The sequence below is a fragment of the Cyclobacterium sp. genome, from assembly GCF_014762705.1.
In the GTDB taxonomy this organism is placed as follows: Bacteria; Bacteroidota; Bacteroidia; order Cytophagales; family Cyclobacteriaceae; genus Cyclobacterium.
Genome location: NZ_JABURL010000064.1, coordinates 1 through 5,704 on the forward strand (window position 1 = coordinate 1; position 5,704 = coordinate 5,704).

Consider the following 5,704-nt stretch of genomic DNA (forward strand, 5'->3'; position numbering starts at 1 on the left):
ACCTCCACCCCCGAGACAGGAGGGCATGTCTGCCAGTTTCATCATCCTACAGTATCCGTCAAATATCCCGGATTTCAGAAGCAAGCTTCTTTACCAGATCAAGACCGTTTGTCTTTATTTGATGTTTCAAAGGTAACAAAGAAGTTGGTTTAATAAAAATAAAAGAATAAAAATGATTAAATTTTACATTTTATTTATTTTATGGCTCATTTAATTGCATAAAAGACAATCGAGAGGCTGCAAAAAATACTGTTGGTTGTTATTTTTTTAATGGAATAATTAATGAGTTATTTCAAGTCTTTAATATCCTTCAGCATTCGAATCCACCTTACCCCAAAATGTCCTGTAGACAAAATAACTGTACAATAGCACCAGCGGACCTCCAACAGCTACGAAACCCATCATTATTTTTAGCGTCTTGGTGGAAGCAGCTGCATTGTATATCGTAATACTATTTTCCTCAATGGAATTGGACCACAATAGCCTTGGATAGAGTTCAAAAGCAACGATTACCAGCAATAATGCAATGGTAAGACTGGTAAAAATAAATGCCCGGCCATATTGCTGCTTACTCGCAAGTCTTGGTACGTTGGCAATACTCAGAAACACAAGAAGTGGCACCACAAACAAGATTTTATTTTCTAAAAAAACATCCAACAAGTGCTCCAGATAATAAAAGCCATATGCAGTGGTAATGAGGTAAGAAACGATAAAAAAGGCCATTCCTTTTTTCAAGAAACCCTCTACCCTTTGATAGAGTCGTCCCTCGGTTTTCAACAATAGATATATGGCACCATGCATCATAAAAAGAGCCAGACTGCTTGTCCCTACCAGTATAGAAAATGGATTAAGAAATTCGAAGAAACCACGGCCCGTATATTCGAAATTTTCATCAAGCGGCATGCCATTAAGGATATTGCCCAATACCACACCCAGTAAAAAAGCCAGCATGATGCTGGATATGGAATATCCCCAATCCCACATTTTTCTCCACCAGGCCATCTCTTCCATATTTCTGAATTTGATAGAAATTCCCCTGAAAATAATGAATAATAAAAAAAGGATAAATGGGGTATACATGGCAGAAAAAAGCGTTCCATAAAATACAGGAAAACCAGCAAACAAAGTGCCGCCGCCTATTACCAACCACACCTCATTGCCATGCCAGGTAGGGTCAATGGCTTTCAAAGCCGTTTCTCTGCTACTGTTTTTTTTAAAAAACAAATGCCACGCCCCCGCTCCGAAGTCAAAACCATCTAGTATGGCATATCCGGAAAAAAGTCCTCCAACTACTAAAAACCACCAGGTGGGATAATCTATTCCGAGTAAGGTTTCCATTCGATTATTATTTTGAAATTACATTTGAAATTTCATCATTTAAACTGCCCTCATTATAATCAATATCGCTCGTCGGTCCTTTTTTTATGGCTTTGTTCATCAAATAAATAAACAGTAAAAAGAGTATGGTGTAAACGATAAAGAATAAGATCAAAGAAAATAAAACCTGGTTGGCCTGCACACTTTTCGAAAGAGCCTCTGATGTCCTTAACAAACCATAAACTACCCAAGGCTGCCGACCCATCTCAGCGGCAAACCAACCAAACTGATTGGCCAATTGAGGTAATATAGCAGTGAAAACAAAGGTCCACATCAGCCATTTTTTGTCAAATAATTTTCCACGGCTCCACTGCCATAATCCAAAAATGCTCAAGGCAATCAAAAACATTCCTATGGCTACCATCAAATGGTAAAATTGGAAAATAGCATTGACCTGGGAAGGCCTGTCCTCTTCTGGGAAAGCATTGAGGCCCGTTACAGAGGTCTCAAAATCCTGATGCAGCATAAAGGTAAGCCCTGCCGGAATTCTAAGTCCTGTTACTTCTTGCTTTTCCTTATCTACCCATCCAAATAAATAGAGATCGGCAGGTGCTGCTTCCTTAAAATGACCCTCCATGGCGGCCAGCTTAGCCGGTTGGTTTACGGCAACGCTTTCAGCGGAACTATGCCCGGTAAATAATTGAGCCAGGGATGCAACCGCAGCAACTACCAGGGTGATTTTAAAAGCTTTTTCAGACATATTAACAAAACGGCCTTTGATAATGTAATACGCATGTACGCTTAGGATCAAAAAAGCTCCCGCCAGGAAGGCACCAAGCCAGACGTGGGAAAGGCGGTCTACCGACGAAGGATTAAAAACCATGGCCCAAAAATCCACAATTTCTGCTCTTGCACGCATTCCTTCACCAACAATATGGTAACCAGCCGGAGTTTGTTGCCAGGAATTGGCCACTACAATCCATACCGCAGAAAACATAGATCCCAAAAACACAGCCCATGTCGCTAACAGATGCACCCATGGTTTGACCCGGTTCCACCCAAACAATAATACCCCCAGGGCACTGCTTTCCAAAGCAAAGGCAAAAATACCCTCCGCTGCCAGTGCACTACCAAAGATGTCTCCCACATAACGTGAATAGGTAGCCCAGTTGGTGCCAAATTCGAATTCCATGACAATCCCCGTGACCACACCTATGCCAAAGGTGATGGCAAAAATCTTGGTCCAAAACCTGGCCAGCACTTCATACTCCTTTTTTCTTGTACGTAAATAGATGCTTTCAAAAACAACCATTAAAAGTCCTATACCAATACTTAAAGGGGGATAGATATAATGAAATGCTATGGTAAAGGCAAATTGAATACGAGATAAAATTTCAACATCCATGATACATTTATTAATGGGTATGATAATTTCCGCCCTGCACTTTGAAAAGAAAGCATTTCAAAAAGATTCGGACTGTTCTCAAGACTAGTTCAAATATAAGAAGTTAAAGGTGACCCAACTCACATAATAGTTACTTTTAATAATTTGTGTTTTCTCGTTTAATTTCTGCTATTTTACTGATGTAGTTGTATGACGAAGCTTGCAACATTCCCCATTAAAAACCAAAATTTCCATGAATTCTTTACCCAAAAATAATCTTTATATAAAAATCAGTTTAATGTTGCTTTTTATGGTCCAAGCCATGAGCACTTTTGCCCAAAACAAAGAAAAAGTGCCCTGGCAAAGAATCAATGAACAACCTGACACCTGGTATGGAAGTGAAGCAGCGATAAGAATTGCTGAAAACATGCTCTTGCACCAAAAGGATATTGGTGGTTGGTACAAAAACATTGACATGTCCGTGCAGCTCAGTGAGGAAGAAAAAAGTCAACTCAAAAAGGATAAATCATCCAATATGGGTGCCACGCTTGACAATGATGCAGGCTTTATTCAGGTAGCATTTTTATCAAAAGCTTACCGTGAGACAAAGGACCCCCGATTTAGTCAGGCAGTCTTAAAAGCCCTGGACTACATGATGGATGCCCAGTATGAGAATGGGGGCTGGCCTCAATACTATCCCATCAGAAAGGGATATTATGAACACATTACATTTAATGACGGGGCCATGATTCAAGTCATGAAACTGCTCAGGATTGTGGCTGATGGCAAGAAACCCTATGATTTCGTAAATGCGGATCGAAAACGACGGGCCCAAAAAGCCATTGAAAAAGGGCTGGAAATTATTTTGAGAACCCAAATCAAAGTAGATGGAACCCTTACTGCCTGGTGTGCCCAGTATGATAAAGATGACCTCAGCCCGGCGAAGGCCAGGGCCTATGAATTGCCCTCCATCAGCGGCTCAGAAAGTGTGGGTATTGTCAGGTACCTGATGACCATAGAAAACCCTGATCCGAAAGTAGTCAAAGCCATAGAAAGTGCGATAGCCTGGTTTGAAGCAGTGAAACTGGAGGGTATAAAACTGGTGCAGATAGATGATGAAACTTTGCCCAGAGGATACGACCGGGTAGTTGTGGAAGATAAAGATGCAGGACCCTTGTGGGCCAGGTTTTATGAAATTGGCACCAACCGCCCCATGTTTGTGGGCAGGGACAGCATCGTGCGGTATTCACTTGAAGAGATTGAGCATGAAAGGAGGGTAGGGTACAGTTACCTGGGTCCCTATGCTGCCGGGTTACTGGAGAGTGACTATCCCGATTGGAAGCACAGACAGTGAGCATGGGTAAAAGGTTTTCCAGCAGAAAAATCCCTGAAACTTTGCATATCCGGTAGGAAACGGCCCGGACACATAGAATAAATATATTGGGCAAGGCCAATCTGAAAACCGACAGTGAACTGGTCCATTTGTTTTGGTCAATAAAATCCTGTAGAATTCCTATAGATGCAACAATTTTTAAGCCATATTCCTACCCGGGTGTATCCATTGATCATCCTCATCCACACATCCCTTGCATTTCCAGGATTACTCCATATTCCCATCTGTTTTTTCTGCTTATTAATTTCGACAGAAAAAATATTCGTATTTCATTTTTTATTACTAAAAAACGTTTTTATTACCTAATTGTTAATTTAAATTAATATTAATTATTTTATTGGTAAATATCTTTAATTTTCATTGAATATTATATAATTTTGAATTTAATCCTAAAACGCACAGCAACATGAAAAAGGATATTGGATTTTTGATCGATATGGATGGGGTAATTTATCGTGGAGGTGAATTAATACCCGGAGCGAAAGAATTTATTCAGAAACTCATCAGGGAGAATTATCCCTTTTTGTTTCTTACCAATAACAGTCAGAGAAACTGCAGGGATGTGGTGGCCAAACTGCATAGAATGGGCATAGACGTGCAGGAAAAACATATTTTCACTTGTGCCATTGCCACAGCCAGGTATTTGGCTTCACAGAAGCCCGGAGGCACGGCCTATGTTATTGGTGAAGGGGGGTTATTGACGGCCTTGCATCAGAATGGATATTCAATTGTGGACGATGAGCCAGATTATGTTGTGATCGGTGAGGGCAGGACCATCATGCTCGAATCAGTAGACAAAGCCATCAACATGGTCATGAACGGCTCCAAATTAATAGCCACCAATCTGGACCCCTATTGTCCCAGCTCCAACAATTCCATTCGTTCGGGATGTGGTGCATTTGTTTCCATGATCGAATTGGCGACTGGTAAAAAAGCCTTTAGTGCAGGCAAACCCAGCCCTGTGATGATGCGGATCGCCAAAGCAGAGTTGGAAACCAGAACAGCCAATACCATCATGATTGGAGACACCATGGAAACAGATATCCTGGGGGGTGTACAGATGGGATTCAGGACCGTGCTCACCCTCACAGGCTCCACCAAAAGAGCGGAGCTTCCTGAATTCGCCTATGGCCCGGACCATATTATTGACAGCATCAATGATTTGATGAACCCTGAAATTTTTGACAGGATCGTTGATGGGGAAATGGTTTTAAGCCAATGATAAAGCCGTTTATTTTTTATTGATTTTTGCCTTATTCAGGGCATATGCGGGTGAATTTTCAAATACCGGGAACTGGGTTTCCGGTATTTTTATTTCTCAATACCTGGAAATTGCAGTTACTCATTGAGTTTAATTTTCACTATACTTATCCCTGTAAAAAAACAGGAATTGAAAGGAATGGCAAGGGTCAATGAAATGACTAATAGATAGAAGAATTTTCTGGCCTTCGACAGGCTGACTTTTTAGACGGATTTTTTTCAGTCCGAGAAGCTGCCTTTTTAGGCTGAGTTTATTTCAGCCCGACAGGCTCAGGCACCGCAGGCACAATAGGGACCCGGTTGAAAAAAATTTAGAGAAGCACCAAATTCTTTGAGCTATTTGCGCATTC

General features: G+C 41.1%; 4 protein-coding genes. 2 read left to right on the top strand and 2 right to left on the bottom strand.

Translation table 11 applies throughout. From position 1 onward, the window contains the following. Positions 1–300: 300 nt before the first annotated feature. Together cydB and HUJ21_RS12020 are read right to left on the bottom strand one after the other, a co-directional pair. On the bottom strand, positions 301–1,338 hold the full coding sequence (gene cydB / locus HUJ21_RS12015) for a cytochrome d ubiquinol oxidase subunit II (protein WP_291370086.1): 1,038 nt from the start codon (positions 1,336–1,338) through the stop codon (positions 301–303). A 7-nt stretch (positions 1,339–1,345) separates the two neighbouring features. Further along, positions 1,346–2,722 (bottom strand): cytochrome ubiquinol oxidase subunit I, encoded by a 1,377-nt coding sequence (locus HUJ21_RS12020; RefSeq protein WP_291370088.1) that lies wholly within the window; start codon positions 2,720–2,722, stop codon positions 1,346–1,348. A 232-nt stretch (positions 2,723–2,954) separates the two neighbouring features. On the opposite strand from HUJ21_RS12020, the gene pelA reads away from it, so the two are divergent. Together pelA and HUJ21_RS12030 are read left to right on the top strand one after the other, a co-directional pair. Then, positions 2,955–4,055, top strand: a complete 1,101-nt coding sequence (pelA, locus tag HUJ21_RS12025) for a pectate lyase (RefSeq protein WP_291370090.1) — start codon at positions 2,955–2,957, stop codon at positions 4,053–4,055. 445 nt (positions 4,056–4,500) lie between these two features. Next, positions 4,501–5,316 (top strand): HAD-IIA family hydrolase, encoded by an 816-nt coding sequence (locus tag HUJ21_RS12030; RefSeq protein ID WP_291370092.1) that lies wholly within the window; start codon positions 4,501–4,503, stop codon positions 5,314–5,316. The last annotated feature ends 388 nt before the right edge of the window (positions 5,317–5,704 follow it).

What these genes read in the sequence shown, in the direction of transcription:
- HUJ21_RS12030 (WP_291370092.1), top strand. Translation starts at nt 4,501, where the DNA reads ATGAAAAAGGATATTGGATTTTTGATCGATATGGATGGGGTAATTTAT.
- pelA (WP_291370090.1), top strand. Translation starts at nt 2,955, where the DNA reads ATGAATTCTTTACCCAAAAATAATCTTTATATAAAAATCAGTTTAATG.
- HUJ21_RS12020 (WP_291370088.1), bottom strand. Translation starts at nt 2,722, where the DNA reads ATGGATGTTGAAATTTTATCTCGTATTCAATTTGCCTTTACCATAGCA.
- cydB (WP_291370086.1), bottom strand. Translation starts at nt 1,338, where the DNA reads ATGGAAACCTTACTCGGAATAGATTATCCCACCTGGTGGTTTTTAGTA.